Annotated in this window: 11 protein-coding genes and 3 pseudogenes; 6 read left to right on the top strand and 8 right to left on the bottom strand. The window is 66.1% G+C overall.

Annotated elements, in window-relative coordinates; translation table 11 throughout:
- Positions 1 to 188: 188 nt before the first annotated feature.
- Positions 189 to 938 (bottom strand): SDR family oxidoreductase, encoded by a 750-nt coding sequence (locus tag GA0115259_RS21720; RefSeq protein ID WP_093599785.1) that lies wholly within the window; start codon positions 936 to 938, stop codon positions 189 to 191.
- A gap of 661 nt (positions 939 to 1,599) precedes the next feature.
- Positions 1,600 to 1,833: pseudogene (locus GA0115259_RS42055) on the bottom strand (IS3 family transposase); the annotation flags it as partial.
- 148 nt (positions 1,834 to 1,981) lie between these two features.
- On the opposite strand from GA0115259_RS42055, the gene GA0115259_RS21715 reads away from it, so the two are divergent.
- Positions 1,982 to 2,422: a peptidase inhibitor family I36 protein gene (locus tag GA0115259_RS21715; protein WP_093599782.1), complete on the top strand. Its 441-nt coding sequence runs from the start codon at positions 1,982 to 1,984 to the stop codon at positions 2,420 to 2,422.
- A 546-nt stretch (positions 2,423 to 2,968) separates the two neighbouring features.
- On the top strand, positions 2,969 to 7,087 hold the full coding sequence (locus GA0115259_RS21710; RefSeq protein ID WP_141716651.1) for a GDSL-type esterase/lipase family protein: 4,119 nt from the start codon (positions 2,969 to 2,971) through the stop codon (positions 7,085 to 7,087).
- A gap of 136 nt (positions 7,088 to 7,223) precedes the next feature.
- On the opposite strand, the gene GA0115259_RS42050 is transcribed toward GA0115259_RS21710, so the two are convergent.
- The 3 genes and pseudogenes from GA0115259_RS42050 to GA0115259_RS21690 all read right to left on the bottom strand — a co-directional run bounded on the left by GA0115259_RS42050 (position 7,224) and on the right by GA0115259_RS21690 (position 8,598).
- Positions 7,224 to 7,592: a site-specific integrase gene (locus tag GA0115259_RS42050; RefSeq protein ID WP_256098071.1), complete on the bottom strand. Its 369-nt coding sequence runs from the start codon at positions 7,590 to 7,592 to the stop codon at positions 7,224 to 7,226.
- Between the two features lie 4 nt (positions 7,593 to 7,596).
- Positions 7,597 to 7,797, bottom strand: a pseudogene (locus tag GA0115259_RS21695) (DUF664 domain-containing protein); the annotation flags it as partial.
- A 63-nt stretch (positions 7,798 to 7,860) separates the two neighbouring features.
- On the bottom strand, positions 7,861 to 8,598 hold the full coding sequence (locus tag GA0115259_RS21690; protein ID WP_093599777.1) for an SDR family NAD(P)-dependent oxidoreductase: 738 nt from the start codon (positions 8,596 to 8,598) through the stop codon (positions 7,861 to 7,863).
- Positions 8,599 to 8,682: 84 nt separating this feature from the next.
- Between GA0115259_RS21690 and GA0115259_RS21685 the strand changes: the two genes are divergently transcribed.
- Positions 8,683 to 9,324, top strand: coding sequence for a TetR/AcrR family transcriptional regulator (locus GA0115259_RS21685; RefSeq protein WP_093599774.1), 642 nt, complete (start codon positions 8,683 to 8,685; stop codon positions 9,322 to 9,324).
- Between the two features lie 583 nt (positions 9,325 to 9,907).
- Here GA0115259_RS21685 and GA0115259_RS42600 read toward each other — a convergent pair.
- Positions 9,908 to 10,807, bottom strand: coding sequence for a reverse transcriptase domain-containing protein (locus GA0115259_RS42600; protein ID WP_272921171.1), 900 nt, complete (start codon positions 10,805 to 10,807; stop codon positions 9,908 to 9,910).
- A gap of 768 nt (positions 10,808 to 11,575) precedes the next feature.
- Positions 11,576 to 11,653 (bottom strand): annotated as a pseudogene (locus GA0115259_RS42900) (IS5/IS1182 family transposase); the annotation flags it as partial.
- Between the two features lie 133 nt (positions 11,654 to 11,786).
- On the opposite strand from GA0115259_RS42900, the gene GA0115259_RS21665 reads away from it, so the two are divergent.
- Positions 11,787 to 12,167, top strand: a complete 381-nt coding sequence (locus GA0115259_RS21665) for a hypothetical protein (RefSeq protein WP_093599771.1) — start codon at positions 11,787 to 11,789, stop codon at positions 12,165 to 12,167.
- 389 nt (positions 12,168 to 12,556) lie between these two features.
- Entirely contained in the window at positions 12,557 to 12,982 is a 426-nt protein-coding gene (locus tag GA0115259_RS21660; protein WP_093599789.1) for a CoA-binding protein, read from the top strand.
- Between the two features lie 377 nt (positions 12,983 to 13,359).
- Here GA0115259_RS21660 and GA0115259_RS21655 read toward each other — a convergent pair whose 3' ends face one another.
- Positions 13,360 to 13,689, bottom strand: coding sequence for a helix-turn-helix domain-containing protein (locus tag GA0115259_RS21655; protein ID WP_093599768.1), 330 nt, complete (start codon positions 13,687 to 13,689; stop codon positions 13,360 to 13,362).
- A 72-nt stretch (positions 13,690 to 13,761) separates the two neighbouring features.
- Here GA0115259_RS21655 and GA0115259_RS42895 point away from each other — a divergent pair, with 72 nt between their 5' ends.
- Positions 13,762 to 14,613 carry an ATP-binding protein gene (locus tag GA0115259_RS42895; protein ID WP_141716650.1) on the top strand — a complete coding sequence of 284 codons (852 nt, stop codon included), beginning with the start codon at positions 13,762 to 13,764 and terminating at the stop codon, positions 14,611 to 14,613.
- Positions 14,614 to 14,635 lie beyond the last annotated feature (22 nt).

Here is a 14,635-nt window from a genome sequence, read left to right as displayed (position 1 = left end):
ACCTCGGCGGAACCTCCCTCGCCGAGAGCGCCCTGTCCATCCTCGCCGAGCTCGTCGCGGCGAACAACGGACGCAACAGACGCCGAGGACGGCTTGGTGGACGCCGTCGCCGCGTAAGTGGCAGCCGCGTGTCGGGGTCGAAACCTCCGGCCGCGGCGGCCCGCTAGAGCTGGTTGATCGCTGGTTGATCACTTTGCCTGGGCGAGCCAGAGCGCGTCGGGACCGGCCGGGAATCGCAGCTGGCCGGTCGCGTCGTGCACGGCTCGCCATACAGTCTCGGCGACGTCGCTCTCCTTGGTGAACAGGGCCTGGCCCGTGAAGTCGTCCATGGTCTTCTTCGCCCACAGTGCGTAGGGCGCCGGAACCAGCTCGTCCAGCGGCATGCCGTTCGTCGCGTTGGCTGCGAAGTTTGTCGTCAGGCAGGCTCCCGGCTCGACGGTCTTCGCCTGCACGCCGAAGGGCGCGAGCTCAAGAGCCAGAGACGCGGTGAACCCCTCGACGGCCATCTTGCTCGCCTTGTAGACGGCCGAGAGCGGCATGTGTCCCAGCACCACGCTGGAGGTCACGTTGACCACCACGCCGGAGCCGCGCTCACGGAACAGGGGAAGCACCGCCTGCGTCGTCGCCATCACGCCGAACGTGTTGGTCTCGAAAACCTCCCGCACCCGGTCCATAGGGGTGCCCTCGAACACACTGATCGACGGGACACCCGCGTTGTTGACCAGGACGTCGATGGGCCCCGCTGCCTCGAACGCGGCGGTGACGGACTCGGGCTTGGTCACGTCGAGTTCGACGACGCGGAGCCGCTCTGACTCGGGCAGGACGTCCGCACGCGGCGTGCGCATCGTGGCGATGACGTTCCACCCCTGCGAGTGGAAGTAGAGGGCGGTCGCCCGCCCGTATCCGGATGAGGTACCAGTGATCAGAACCGTCTTCATGCTGTGACCCTTGCGATGTGGTGGGATTTGCAGGTGGACAGGCAATTTCCCGCTCCATAGGAGGACGGGTGATTCCATTGAATCGCTCTGACCTGCGGAAATGGTAGAACTATCCTCCCTTCCTCTTGCATGATTCTGCTCCGGCGTCTGCCCCGCTCAGGGAAGGACGCCCGCGAGAGAGTCTTCGGCTCGGATCGTGATTGATCTCCAGAACCGTCAGAACTGAAGATGAGGGTCGGTGCGGCCGATGCCTGGACGGCTCCGGCCGGGTGGCCAGGGACTGCGGGCCGGCCTTCAAATGCCGAGCGATCCATGCACAGACAGAAGGGAGCAACTGCGCGGTGTTGGCGGCGTTGCAGGGGATGCCGTGACCATGACTGGGCGATCTTGCACGAGTGGGGGTCTTCCGGGTTTGGCATGAGACTGCGACCGCAGGAGACGCTGCGGCGTACTCAGCAGGTGGCGCGGCCGGACGCGGTCCACGCCCCTGCGCCTGCCGGGCAACACCTGTCGGTGTAGAGGATCATGCAAGCATGTGCCAGGAATAGTCTAGGGGTTGGGCTGGCGGATCTGATTAGAATTCGTCTCATGAGTGCGAAGGGCGATGTCTTTGCTGTGGTGGTCCCCCGGATTGGGATCGGTACAGGTTCTCGTCGGTGGGCGAGTAGCGAGTGACCTGCCGGAACACGGCAAGACGGGCCTCACGCGCTCCGGGCCAGTGTTTCCTTCCCTGTGATGTCTCGGTTTCAGGCTTGCGTTGAAGGATTCGGGGCCGGCCTTGTCCGCCGAGGTTCCGCCCGCCCCGCGTGATTCTGGTCACGCCGATTTCACGGCACACGTTCGCGACATCCTTCGATGCGTACTGAGCGCCATCGTCGCTGTGAAATATCGCCCCTGTAACCAGTAGACGCGTGATACCTGACACTAAGTCAGTGACGGTCTCTGGTGATTAATGCCGATGGGACTTCCGCCCGTCGTCCGAATTCCCTGTAATTCTATGAGGAACGAGCCTTGTACGGCTCGAAAAGGAGAATCCTGTGAAAATGAGATCGTTCAGGCGTGCAAGTGTCGCGGCCGTGACGGCAGTTGCCGGAGTGGCGATGCTCTTCTCGGCGACACCGGCATCCGCCGCAAACCCTCCCTACGACGGCTGCCCCGGATGGGCGATCTGCCTCTATGAGCACGAGAACGGAGGGGGTTCGAAGGTCATCATCACTCCCGACGTATTCGGCAAGATAACGACTTTCTCGGTTGCCAAGGCTCATTTCCTGAACGGGAAAGGGGCCAATGACCAGGTCACATCCTGGCTGAACAACACGAACTGCGAAGTGCGCTTCTACGACCAGGCTCCCTCACCCACCGGATGGACCGGGTACCCCTTGATGATCGACCGTACGCCGCACGACAATTACGGCGCCAGGGGCGACTGGACCGGCACCAATCACAACGACTGGCTCAGCGGGATTGACTACCACTGCAGGTGACAGCCCGGTCCTGCCGGACGCGGTGGCCATAAGCCGTGTTCAAGGCGCCGGCGGGATGATGCCGGCGTAGATGTGCAACCAGGGCTGTTGTAAGGCCATGTGGTCTTGCAGCTGTACTGGTCAGCGACCTGTTGCCGAGATCAACGGAGCTCCGTTGAGTTCGATGATGTCTCATGTCCTCGATGCGCAACGGAGCTGCGACTCTCTGAGTGGCAGGACTGTTTTCAGAGTCGGAGTGATCTTGTGAGATTGCACGTCACGGCCGTGTGACGGTGCCCGGTTGGGCCCGGTCCGCAAGGTTACAAGGCTCCGGTTGGCTCCGGTTACCGATCAAGTCGCCGACGCGTCAGCGCGTGCGCACACGAGGCTGACGCGGTGCTGGCCACGTTGCGGCAAACGGCGTGCACGGTTCCCCCGCCCGACACCGCACCCCATCCACATCAACGACTGATCCGCCAAGTCCCCTCCCGTCATGGACCGTTGCAATGATCCGCACCGAGCCGGACTCGTGGCGGACCGCGGCGGGGAGGAAAGAGAGACGGACAGTTGTCCATACGTACGCCGCGGCACAAGTCCCGGCACAGACCGAACTCCTGGCGGGCGGGCGCTGTCGCGCAAGCCCTGTGTGTGGCGATGCTCGCCTCGCTCGTCACACTGTTCGCGCCCGCGTCGGCACTGGCCCTCGACGACGTCAACGAGTCGGCCATCACGTTCAACACGCAGGGCGGCACTCGGTGGAACTTCGTCAGGTCGGTCCTGATCAAGGACGCCGATGTCGTGGCCCTGCAGGAGACCACGACGCCTCCAGTCGAGGGCACCGGGCGTGAGCTCCTCGACAACCTCGGCGACCCATCGGCGACCCCGTCCGGGCTTCCCAGCCTGAAGTACCGCCTCTACGTGCAGCGTTGGGGCAAGCCAGGACGGGGGCAGGCAGAGGGGGCCCTGCTCTACCTCAAGATCCTGGACAAGGCTGCCTGGGGCACCGAGACCGGTACCGACACCGACGACCCGGATACACAGAGCAACACCCAGAAGTCCATGGCGATCTGGTTGCGGAACGCACCCGAGGACCTCGGCGACCTCGCGGCCCGTGTCAGGATTCTTCCCGCCCAGGACGACAGGGGGCGCTGGATCAGGTCCCGCCCCGCGTTCGGGGTGGAGGTCAACGGCACCTGGTACTTCAACATCCACGCCGCGTCGATCCGTTCCGGCGACACGCCCAATCCGCATGCGGTCGCCCTGATCGACACGCTGTCCCAGGCCATGGCCGGCCAGCGGTGGCGGGCCCTGGGCGACTTCAACAGCTCCGCCGCCCCCACGCGCCGCAAATTCCCCAACACGTTCTACGCGACGCAGAACGGTGCCGTGGACGGCTCGCCCGTCCCGACCCAGTTGTCCGGCTTCCCACTCGACTTCATGGTCGCCAGTGATCAGCTCAAGAACCTCGCTGTGTTGCGGAATGGCCAGAACGGTGGCTCCGACCACTGGCCCGTGAGGTTCGCCAAGGAGGGCAGCCACACCTGCAACTCCGGCTGGGGCAATCTGACCGTCTACAACCGCGAGGAAGCTCAGCGCGTCGCGCGTGCGGCGGGGGACGCGTGCGGTCCGCGGCCCGCGGTCATCTCCATGGGGGACAGTTACATCTCGGGTGAGGGTGGCCGCTGGGCCGGGAACGCCGCCGCCTCTGCGGCCGGGTCGGCGTGGGGCACGGACCGGGCCGCGGTGAACTGCAACGGTGACGAGACCGTGTGCGACCACGATCCGTCCAAGGTCTACGGCGACACCGGGTACGACAAGGGCGCGAACGCGTGCGACCGGTCCGACTCGGCCGAGATCAAGGGCTTGGAGACCCTCGACGTGCCACTGGAGCGGCGATTCAACATCGCCTGCTCAGGTGCGACGACGGACAATGTCACCACGACCGGCTTCAAGGGCCAGCGGCCCCAGATCGACGATCTGCGCGACATCGCCCAGAACAACGACGTGCGGACGGTCGTGCTGTCGATCGGCGGCAACGACCTCAAGTTCGCCGACATCCTCCAGGACTGCGTCAAGGCTTACTTCCTTCCGTCCCTGTTCAACAAGGGCTGCCGGGGCAGCATGGAGAAGGAGTTCTCCGAGGGCCTCGACCCGGCTCGGGCCAAGGTCGTGCGGACGGTCGAGGCGATCCGTAAGGTACTGCGCGAGGCGGGCCAGGAGGACGGCAGCTACCAGATCGTGCTGCAGTCCTACCCCAACCCCCTGCCGCTGGGCCGCGACTACCGCGACCCGGAGAACGCGCCTCTCCCGCCGGCCAACTACAGCCGGTATCTGAGTGGCGGATGCCCCTTCCTGGACGCGGACAGCGACTGGGCGCACACCTCCGTGGTGCCACGGATCAGCTCCATGCTGCACCGTGCCGCGAACGAGGCCGGGGTGTCCTTCCTGGATCTGCAGGACGCGTTCGCCGGGCACGAACTGTGCAGCAGGACGACGCAGCAGGCCAACTCGTCCCACACGCTCACCGCCCCGCTCAGTGCCGACCGCGCCGAGTGGGTCCGATGGGTCCCGTACCTGGTCGAGGGCATCAAGGACCTGCCGTGGCAGGCCCAGGGGAACCAGCAGGAGGCGATTCACCCGAACCACTACGGCCAGCTCGCCCTGTCCGCCTGCTTGACCAAGATCCTGGAAAAGCTCGACGACTCCCCGGCGGCCTCCGCCTGTGTCGGCAAGGCGTCCAGCGCTCCCGGTTCCGTCGACGGGACTGTCAACGACACCGGGCCGGAACTGAGCAGGAGCAACCGCCGTGCCCCCGTGGCGGGGCTCCCGGACTGGAGCCGGGCCGGATACCGGGGCGGAGAGGTGCTGCCCAATGCGGCTTCCTACAACTCCGACCCCACCTGCCACATCACCCCGTCCACTCTTGAACAGCAGTTCAACGTAAAATCCGACGACGGACGCGACGACACTGCGGGGCTGCAGGGTGCCATCGACCAGATCGGCAAGAGGTGCACACCCAGCGCCGCGCCCGGCAGGCTGTCGGTGATCCAGCTACCCAAGGGCGTACTCAACGTCAGCAAACAGCTGGGCGTGGACGCCTCCTACCTGGTGATCCGGGGACAGGGGTCGGATCCGGCGAACGGCTCGCGGATCGTCTTCCGCCCCGACGAGAACACCCGCTACGACACCCTGACGTCCAAGAGCGAGCGCTGGTCTCAGGAAACCATGGAACACAAGTGCGAATTCACGACGACCAACCTCGTCGGCACCGGTGGCTGGATCTGGCCGGGACGCGGGCTCTTCCGGGTCCAGACCCGGGAGCCCGCCGAGAGGTATCTCGACAGATGCGGCTTCCCCGACAAGATCCCGGAGAACCGCCGCGACCTCTTCGAGGGGTCGATCAACCAGCACTGGGAGTCGGGTATCGAAGTGGGCGGATCCGCAGCCGACGCCAACTACGCCGCGCACCAGGGCGACCGGGTCATCCAGCTGAACGCGAAGGCGAAGATGGACGCCTTCAAGCCGGGCGGCTACCTGTGGGTCGGCGCGGCCAACAGCCTCAAGTTCTACCAGTCCCAGGAAGTGGACGTGGTGAGGACGGACGACCCCCGCATGGACAACCTGCACATGCGCCAGCAGGTTTTCACCATCGCCTCGGTGGACACCTCCCGCCGCACCGTCACGATCGACAAGCCACTGGAGTTCGATCTCCCGGTCGATTCCACTTCCGACGGCTCCCCGCCGCTGGGCGTGGGGGCCGGCAAGCCCTACGCCAGCAAGGTCACCGCACTGAAGATGATCACCGACGTGGGCTTTGAGAACTTCTCCTTCACCCAGGACATCAACGGCCTGCCCAAGCTCACCGGCGGCACCTACCAGTTCAGCCCGTCCCAAGCAGCCCACAACTACGGCAACATGGCACCCGACTACGCCATGCACGGCATCGTCTTCAAGTGGGCCGCCAACTCCTGGGTGCGCGGCGTCCGCGCCGACATGGTCGGCTCGCATCCAGTCGTCACCGAAGTGGCCAAGAACATCCAGGTCGAGCACAACGTCTTCGACGGTTCCTGGAACAAGGGCAAGGGCGGCAACGGCTACCTGCGCGGCTCCCGCGTCTGGGACTCGGTCTACGCCTACAACACCAGCCGCAACCTGCGGCACTTCACCTTCCAGTGGGCCTCTTCCGGCAACGTCGCCATCGGCAACGACTTCGACTCCGATCTGAACCTGCACGGTGGCTGGGAACAGCACAACCTGTTCGAGAACAACACCGTGCACGTGCCCTACAACCACTCCTCCAGCGAGTGCGACACCAACTGCGGAGGTGAGGGCGGGGCCGGCGACAAGGGCACCTGGTGGCCGATCTACTGGGCCGCCGGCACCAAGGGCATCGGCTGGTCCGGATCGAGCGGCCCGCAGAACGTCTTCTTCCGCAACACCCTGACCAAGCAGACCACTCCAGGAGGCCCCTACCAGCCCTACCAGCCCTACGCGGACAAATCCAGGGTGTACCAGTTCGGCTCCGCCGCCGACAACGCGAGCGCCTTCCGGCATCTGAGGACCGCAGGCGGCCCCATCCTGGACTGGGGCGGCAATGAGGGCCTCGACTACACCCGCGGAGACGGCGTCAACGCCTCCAGGACCGACCCCGCACCCTCACTCTTCCTGCGCGACTACCGCTACTGAGCCGGACCCCGTCCGACTGCGCCCGTTCCCGACGAACCCCGGTTCGCCGGGAACGGGCGCAGAGCGTTGTACGCGGTCCGCGATCGGGCCGCTGAGAAGGTCCGCGGCGGTGACGTCCCAGTTGACTCCGGAGAGCTCATGGCCGGCGGGAACCAGCACGCTCGTCGACGTGCTGGGCGACCGCGTCGACGCCGGACCGTGCGTACCTTTCCAGGGACCGTACTGAGGCGTGGCGGGCGCGGGCCAACAGCATCGGCGTAGACGTGCCGTCTTCCGCGTCATGCGTGAGCGCGCCGCGGCGGAGCCGGTGGAGCGTCCAGCCCTCCAGGTAGTCGAAGTCCTCGGGGCCGGCGAGGGGGGTTGGCAAGCAGCCGGGTGTTCTTCTCGAAGATCTCGCCACCCGCCCGAACCTCACCCGGTTTTCGCAGCTGCGCACGGCGACGGCGGCGAGCACCGCGTACTGCGCCGCCAGGAGCCTGGCCAGCGCCACCGCCAGCAGGCACACGCCAGTAGTACCCCTTCGCCCCGTCAAGCAGCTTCCTCACGATGTCCGCATGCCCCGCGTGCCGTCTGGTCTCCTCGACGAGATGGATGAGCATCCAGCGGAGGTTGGCGTTGCCGGAGCGGCAGCCGGGGTGCCGGCCGGCGTCATCCAAAGAGGCCGCGGCCACGATCTCATTGCTCCCGGCGCACTGGGCCTCGTACGACGCACACGCGGCCGGGAGTGCGCCTCATCGCTTCGAGGGAACCGGATGCGCACCACCGGCCGTGGTTCAGGCCCGGGTGTAGCCGCCGTCGGCGAAGAGTTCGGCGCCGGTGACGAACGACGAGGCGTCCGAAGCCAGGAAGAGGGCGGCCTCGGCGATTTCCTCGGCGTCGGCCAGCCGGCCCAGTGGCACGACGGCCTCGGCGAACCGGTCGACGTCCGGCCCCGCGGCGCCCAGCAGGCCAGGGGTCCGCGTGGGTCCCGGGCTGAGCACGTTGACCCGGAATCGGCGCTCCCGCGACTGCCGGGCCCAGTTGTGCACGAGGTTGCTCACCGCCGCCTTCGAGGCGCTGTAGACCTCCAGTTGCTCATTGGGCCGCACGCTGTTGCTCGAGCCGATGACCAGGATGGAGGCGTTCTCCGCCAGCAGCGGAAGCGCCTTCTGAACGGTGAATAGTGGGCCCTTGACGTTGACTGCGAGCGTCAGGTCGACGTTCGCCTCGGTGTGGGCGCCGAGCGCGGCGTCCGCGACGATTCCCGCGTTGGCCACCAGCACGTCGATGCGTCCGGCCTCCTCGCGGACTCGCGCGTAGAGCGCGTCCAGGTCGGCCAGGACCGAGACGTCGGATCGTACGCCGGTGGCCGCAGGGCCCATCTCCTTGACTGCCGCTTCGAGGCGGTCGATGTCCCGGCCGGTCACGAAGACCCGTGCGCCCTCCCGGACGAAGCGGTGGGCGATGGCCAGCCCGATCCCGCTGGTCCCTCCGGTGATCACGGCCACCTTCTCCTGCAGCACGCCTGGCATGTCGAACCCCTTCAGTTATGGAACTGATCGTCCATAACATAGCCAGTAATGGACGATCGAGTCAAGAATGGATAGGCTGAGACCATGCCGAGACCACGCGCATTCGACGAACGCCAAGTCCTGGAGCGGGCCCGGGAGCAGTTCTGGGCGACGGGCTATGCAGGAACCCGGATGGACGACATCGCCCAGGCGACCGGCCTGGGCAAGGGCAGTCTGTACGGCGCATTCGGCGACAAGGGCAAGCTGTTCCACCGTGTGTTCGGCGACTGGTGCACCGCAGTCGTTGAGGTGGCCGAAGCGCGGCTGGCAGGTGGCCCGGACGCAGAGGCCCTGGCCCGGCTGTCGGGATACGTGCACCTAATGGCGGAGAACACCGCCTCCGACACCAAGCGCCGCGGGTGCCTGTTGGCCAAGGGCGCGGCGGAACTGGCCCAGCACGATCCGACGGTCGCCGGACGGTCGGCCGAGACCATGACGGCACTGCTGACCCTGCTGCGGACGGAGATCAGCGCCGCCCAGCGTCACGGCGACATCGATGGCGCTGCGGATCCGGAGCGGTTGGCGGCACTGCTGCTGACGGTGGTCCGAGGTATCGAGGCGGTAGGCAAGGCCGGCCTGGACCCGGAGACGCTGCGGAACATTGCAAACACCGCACTGGAGGTCCTGCCCATGCCCGAGGGGCAGAAACGCCTCGCACCCGGGCGCAGTCCGGCCCGCGAGAACTAACTTGGTGCCATCACGGCCACATGATCCGCCGGACAGTGCCTGGCGGGCACGACGGGTACGGCCCGCCTGGCCGCAGCGACGGTCTCCTGTGCGATCTCGGTACGTTCTGGAGTAAGGGGTCAAGGTTGCCCTTCCCCGGGACATGAACGACCGCGAAGCGCGCGCACTGGGATTCGAGTTGGCTCTGTACGGCGTCGTTGATGCGCTGGGATCCACTGCTGCCGCAGAAGATCAGCGGAACGGGCTTCCCGGCAGGGATACCGAGCCGCTTACGGAGCCCCGGGTCGCCATTGGCGAGGTCGTGTCGCAGAGGCAGGCCGCCACACCGCTGGAGAAGGCCGCCGTCCACCGCAGCCTCGGCGTACAAGGCACGTACCACCCCGGAAAACACCAGGTCCGGACAGAGGCGAACCTCTGTCCGGACCTGGTCACTGCTTCCGCATCACCCCGTGGGGTAATGGTTCGTGTCCGAGGGGCCGCACACACCATACGTACACGCCGGTGTTGCGGCGCACCCTACGGCTGGGGGAGACACGGATTTGAACCCCGGGTGGACGCAAGGACCCGACAGAGCAGCCCTCCGCTACCTGTAGAAGACGGTCCGCCACATACGGAAACCTCGACGCGACAGTGGGCGGGCAGGCGGAGCGCCCCGGCGAGGTCGGATCCAATCGCGAGTGGCGCGAGCGGAGCGAACGCCGCCGCGGCGTCGGCCGAGGATCCGCCGGCCATGGCGGAGCGCCTTCTTGGCCGGATAGAGGTAGACGAAGTGTTTGCTGGTGCCTCGTTTCCGGTGGCGCTGGATGTGCCAGCCGAGAAAGTCGAGACCATCCTCGATATGGGTAATCAGTGTCTTCTCCCGCGCCAGACGTAAGCCCATCGTGGCAAGCACGATCGCGATCTCCTCACGCAGTCCCTCTGCATCGCCTCGGGTACCCGATACCGCCAGGCACCAGTCGTCCGCGTACCGAATCAACCGGTAGTTGGGCAGACCATTCCGGCGACGCCCGGCCTGCTGATATTGCTTGGCACGGGGTCCGCCCGGCGCCTGGGCGATGTACTCGTCCAGCACGGACAGGGCCACGTTGCTCAGCAATGGAGAGAGGATCGACCCTTGCGGAGTACCGGCGTCAGTCGGCCTCAAGGACTTGTCCTCGCCGAGGATGCCTGCCTTGAGGAACGCCTTCACCAGGGCCAGAACGCGTTTGTCTCCGATGCGCCTTCGCACCCTGTCCATCAAGGCTGGGTGCGAAATTTCATCGAAACAGGCAGCAATGTCACCTTCCACGATCCACTCATACGAGCGGGAGGTAAGGTGACGCACTTCCGCCACCGCGTCATGAGCCCGGCGCTTCGGACGGAACCCGTAACTCTGTGGGTGAAAATCCGCCTCGAAGATCGGCTCCAACACCAGCTTCAAGGATGCTTGGACCACACGGTCGGTGACGGTCGCGATTCCGAGGCGACGGAGCTTTCCGTTCAATGAGCCGCTCCCGAGCCCACGCGACCAGAAGGAAGGCGGGATCGGTAACGAGGTTGAACAGATCGTCGAACTGGCGGTGAGGATCACCGCTGGCCCACTGGTGCAGCTTGGTCTGAATCTCCAGTACCCGGCGTTCGCCCCAGTAAAGGGCCGACTCCAGTTCGCCGGTATTCACCGGCGAAATCCTCCTGGCATTCCAGTCTCCTCCCTGCTGACTTGCTGGTCCCCTTCGCCATGTGCGCGCCTCTCGCGCGCTCGGACTACTACGGGACCTCCGCCCCATCCCACGGCCCTCGGCCGGCGACGGGCCTGCCCTGAACCAGGCTGGCTGGCCCGGAGGGCGACCGGGGATGATTCCCACGTTCACTCGATGACCGGTCGACGAGGGAGGTGCCCAGCTCTTGCTCCGGCAGCATCGCCACGACTACGCCGCAGTCCTTCATCGTGGCCTCCCCACCGACGGCACTACGCGGCTTCGGAGTTGACCACCAGAGTGGTCACGCACTGCATCCCGGCCCATATCCACCAGATTGAAGCCGGTTCGTCGCTTACGGAGCTTTGCCACTGGTTCCTCGCGTACGCCTTCTCGTCTCGCTTGCCGGACCCGCACTGTCTGGCAGTGCCAGCACGTCCCGGCGTTGTCAGGGCTGCTTCCCACCCTCACCGGCGTCCCCCGGATCAGGCTGCCCTCAGCTTCAGCCGGACTGCTGCGACAGCCCGGTGGCGGAGTCCTTCCACCCCCGCCCGGTCATCAAGCGCCTCGTGCCGCACAGTGCCGTCCACGATCAGCACGGCATCCGTCGCGAACCGCTTGCGAGGCTGAAGCGCGAGCATCGAACTGCCGTGGGCTCAGCCCGGTGAACGGGGGCATCCAGGAGGGCTCCGACGCCGTGATCACACCAGCCGCTCCCAGATCATCCCAGTTGCCCGGACTGCCCCATGTCCTTGATCCTGTGTCTTCGGGTAGCAGGGAGAGCACATGGGGCTGGTTCTTTTCCCGGGGGACGGAGACAACAGCAGTCCGAATGTCTCCTGGTCCTACAGCGGTTTTGCCGCGTTCCGGCGGCGTCCGGCCGAGACCGAAGGAGTCGCCCTGTCAGAGATGTGGGGTTTCGGCGGCGAGCGCCAATGGAGCGAGGTGTCCGCAGCTCTGGAGCCGCTCCATCATCCGGATGTCGGCGGCGACGACCTCTCGCCTGCCGAGTGCGCGTCGCTCCTGGTCCGGCTGGACACGATCACCGACGACTGGGCACGGGAGGACGGTCACCAGCTCCTCCAGCAGCACATCGAAGACGCCCGCCAACTGATGGTCGCCCTGCGGCGCTGCATCGAGAAGGATGTCCCGTTGATCTTCCTCTGAGCCACGCCGACCACCGAACCGCTTACGGGACAGCCCTCAGGTTGGCAATCCGTCTCACGTCAGCCCGCGGTTGACGCCCTGGCGACCCAATTGGCCATGTCAACATCGGGCTGATTCCGAGCCGCGTATCCAGTGGTGCAGCGGCAGCGGTAATACGGCTGTCCGTGGTTGTGTGTGCCCTACCGCAGCGAGCAGCCAGCCGACCGCCTCTGGCGCTCCTGCCAAACGGCAGGCACGCGAGACACAGAGGCCATTGCATACAGTATTCAGATTGGCTAACGTCTACTCATGCGGCTGACGAAGTTCACAGACCTGACACTCCCCGTGATCATGTGCTTGGCGTCAACTGGTGAAGAACTCGCCACCGCACGGCGGTGCCGGGCATGACGATTTATGGCGATGACGCGACAATAAGGCAGATCTTCACCACCGCCGGGGACACCTGGGCTGTGGTGGGCCTGTCCGACAACCGCGAACGGGCCGCTTACCGAGTGGCCGAAAAGCTGCGGCGCATCGGCAAGAGGGTGGTGCCTGTACACCCAAAGGCCGAGACGGTGCACGGTGAGCAGGGCTACGCTTCTCTTGCGGAGATCCCTTTCCCGGTGGATGTGGTGGACGTGTTCGTCAACTCCGCCCTCGCCGGAGACATCGCCGACCAGGCTGTGGCGATGGGCGCCAAGGCAGTCTGGTTCCAGTTGGGTGTCGTAGACGAGGCCGCGTACGACAGGACGCGCGAGGCTGGCCTGCTGATGGTGATGGACCGCTCCCCGGGACGGGAGATACCACGGCTGGGGCTGGGGCTGGGCCTCGTCTGATAAATTTCGTCCGGCGCGCGACACCAGGCACGCACGCTCGCCGCGTTGCCAGGATCACCAAGTACGTCCGGGCCGTCGACGCTGTTGACCCTCCGCTTGCGATCGCACGCACCAGCCGCCGCGCGCCCCGCCCTACGGGCGGACAACGCCACTTGCCAGATACGGCCTAGGCTCACGCCCCCAGCCAGCCACTGCGCGATCACACATCACTCACATTCCCAGGACCGGGAGTCAAGGTACGGCGTGCCGGTCGCGGGTCGCCGTGACGCCCGTCACAGCCCGCGGCCGTCCGCCGCGAGTTGTACAGCACGGGCGGCGCTTCCCGCGCCGACACCACGGATCGGCCAGTGTCCGCAGCCGCAGAACCACAGCATCCACTACGGAGAGTTCGCGTTCGTCACTCGCGCGAGGCGCCTCCTGCCGGCCGTCTCGTCGTCGTAGAAGTAACCCGAGGGCACCCCGAAGAACTCGGCCAGGGCGTGCATTTGACTCCGCTTGGGGTCGTTCTGACGCCCCGTCTTCCACTGCCACACCAGCACATGGCTTACACCGAGCGCCCTGCCGACCTCGGCCGGGGTGAACTCGCCTCGGTCCGGCGGGCGCACGATCTCGAACAGGCGCCTGAGCCGTTCCGAGAACGGCTCACCCTTCACCGCCGCCAGTCCCAACTCCGGCTTCTCCGGCGGAGTTTCAGTCCCTTCCGGCATACCGGATCCTCGAATCATCATTAACGCCAGTTGACCGCACGGGCGATATGAGCCGATCCACCTAGTGACGAGGTGAGCTCACAGACCTGCCGCAGAGCCCGCAGATGGGCCTGGATCACCCTGCACGCCTGGTCATACTGGGCCCTGGACCGTGCCGAACTTCCGCACCCGACAATGGACGACGTCGAGCTGGTGATCTCCGAACTGGTCACCAACGCCGTAACCCACGCCTGCGGACCCGTCCGCGCCCGCCCGGACCGGCTCGCCTCCGGCGCCGTACGTGTGTCCGTGGACGACGGAGGCCCACAGACACACCGCACCACACGGACCCGGCCGAACACGGCCGCGGCCTGCCCATCGTGGCCGCGCTCTCGGCCCATCACGGCCAGATCAGCAACATCCCGGCCCCGTACCGCGCCCGCTGGTGGGCCACCCTCAGCCCCATCCCGTAGTCGCGGACTCCGACTTCGCAGAACAGGCCGACCGAGCCTGCCTCGACGACCTCTCCACCGCCATCCTCCAAACCAACACGGACGACAACACAACCCCGTACGAGTCCGAAGCACACGACGGGCGCCGACCCACATCCGTTGCCGACGGCGAAAGAGTCCCGTAGCGCTACAGCGCAACCGCTCGTCACACCCCGTAGACCCGAGCGTGCACCTGAAACAACATCCCTGGTGCAAACGCCCTCCTCCCATAGCGCCGCAACACCAGTCCGCGCCTGGGTGCCAGCCCAAGGCTGCACGGCGTGGAGACCGCACACGGGACACCCCGGCCCAGGCACACAAAGCCCCTATCCCTCGCTTATCCCTCGCTGTGGGCCGTGCCTTACGACACTGGCAACCGGGGATCCGCGGAGATCTGCCGCCGGCTCGGACTCGCCCTCACCTACGACTCCGGGAAACAGAAAGTGCTGGCTGAGATGGATCTCAACCAGCACTCT

Origin of the sequence: Streptomyces sp. MnatMP-M17, assembly GCF_900091995.1 — a bacterium.
GTDB lineage: Bacteria > Actinomycetota > Actinomycetes > Streptomycetales > Streptomycetaceae > Streptomyces.
Note: the sequence above shows the minus strand (reverse complement) of the source record. Positions and strands in the feature narration are given on the sequence as shown.

Excerpts from the sequence above, each read along its gene's own strand:
- GA0115259_RS21720 (WP_093599785.1), bottom strand. The coding sequence starts at position 938 with ATGAAGACGGTTCTGATCACTGGTACCTCATCCGGATACGGGCGGGCG.
- GA0115259_RS21715 (WP_093599782.1), top strand. The coding sequence starts at position 1,982 with ATGAGATCGTTCAGGCGTGCAAGTGTCGCGGCCGTGACGGCAGTTGCC.
- GA0115259_RS21690 (WP_093599777.1), bottom strand. The coding sequence starts at position 8,598 with ATGCCAGGCGTGCTGCAGGAGAAGGTGGCCGTGATCACCGGAGGGACC.
- GA0115259_RS21685 (WP_093599774.1), top strand. The coding sequence starts at position 8,683 with ATGCCGAGACCACGCGCATTCGACGAACGCCAAGTCCTGGAGCGGGCC.
- GA0115259_RS21665 (WP_093599771.1), top strand. The coding sequence starts at position 11,787 with ATGGGGCTGGTTCTTTTCCCGGGGGACGGAGACAACAGCAGTCCGAAT.
- GA0115259_RS21655 (WP_093599768.1), bottom strand. The coding sequence starts at position 13,689 with ATGCCGGAAGGGACTGAAACTCCGCCGGAGAAGCCGGAGTTGGGACTG.